This window comes from Lacinutrix mariniflava (genome assembly GCF_001418015.1).
GTDB lineage: Bacteria > Bacteroidota > Bacteroidia > Flavobacteriales > Flavobacteriaceae > Lacinutrix > Lacinutrix mariniflava.
In genome coordinates this window covers 1-1,025 of the sequence record NZ_LIQG01000006.1, presented here as the reverse complement: position 1 = coordinate 1,025, position 1,025 = coordinate 1, and the positions used below count along the sequence as shown (strand labels likewise).

General features: G+C 29.5%; 1 protein-coding gene. It reads right to left on the bottom strand.

Annotated elements, in window-relative coordinates; translation table 11 throughout:
- Positions 1–340: 340 nt before the first annotated feature.
- Entirely contained in the window at positions 341–736 is a 396-nt protein-coding gene (locus tag ASC44_RS00040) for a hypothetical protein (RefSeq protein ID WP_055445593.1), read from the bottom strand.
- Between the last annotated feature and the right edge of the window lie 289 nt (positions 737–1,025).

The following is a 1,025-nucleotide window of genomic DNA, read 5'->3' as shown; positions in this document are numbered from 1 at the left end:
GCATTTTACCGTTTTTATCCGTTTTTGTTTTTATAATTGAAAGCGTATCTATTATGTTTTCGTTATTATCTATGGAAACTTCAAATGTTGTTTTACTAAAATTCAATTTATCAATTTCCTGAATTATAGATTTATTGTCAGTCAAAAGGTCAGATTGACAAGATTGAATTATTATTAATAGTACTAAAAATAGTAGGTTTTTCCTCAATGTTTATTGGTTTGGTTAATTGCACACAACGTGTTTGTATATGATTAGTGGCGTGTTTCAGCACCTAATTTAGCAAATAAAAACTGAATAGAAAATCTGCAAAGATTTTCGTAAGCAAGCTAAAACTAGCCATTAATTATATACGGTGTTGGCAACTGTAATTTCTTGGTCAAATATTAATTCCGTTCTAGCATTCAATTCCGTTGTTTTAAATTCAATATTCGTTTTTCCGTTTTCAGATTTCATTGATATAAATTCAGAAATAGTACTTATTACGGAATATTTATCATTTTTCTCTGTTGTATTATAAACTATCCGAAATGGTTCCTCAAGCATATCATAATAAGCTCCTTGGTCTTTCAATTCAGCCGAATCGAATGGGAAAACGTAAAGAGAATCGTTCGTAACAGCTACGTGCGCTTTATTAAATTTGAATTCAATTCGTTCAGTTCCGTAATTTTTTAATAATTCGATAAAAGTTGGTCTTTTTCCATTGAACTTACAATTCAGTTCAGGATAGAAATTCAATAGTTTATTCTCTATCGATTTGTGAATTTCATTCCACGATTTTTTGTTTGATAATTAAATGTTCCAAAAACGAACAGTTGAAAAAATGAGCAGATTGTTCCGAAAATTCTTTTTCTTTTTTTACGTGTTTTGAATTCCGATTTTAGAAATTCAAACAGATTTATATTTTCGAAGTTCGGATTTTTCATTATTGTTGCCAACGTTGTTGTATATGGTTTGTTGCGTGTTTTAAGCAACTAATTTAGTAAATAATTACCGACCAAGAAAGTCCGCGAGGACTTTCGTAAGT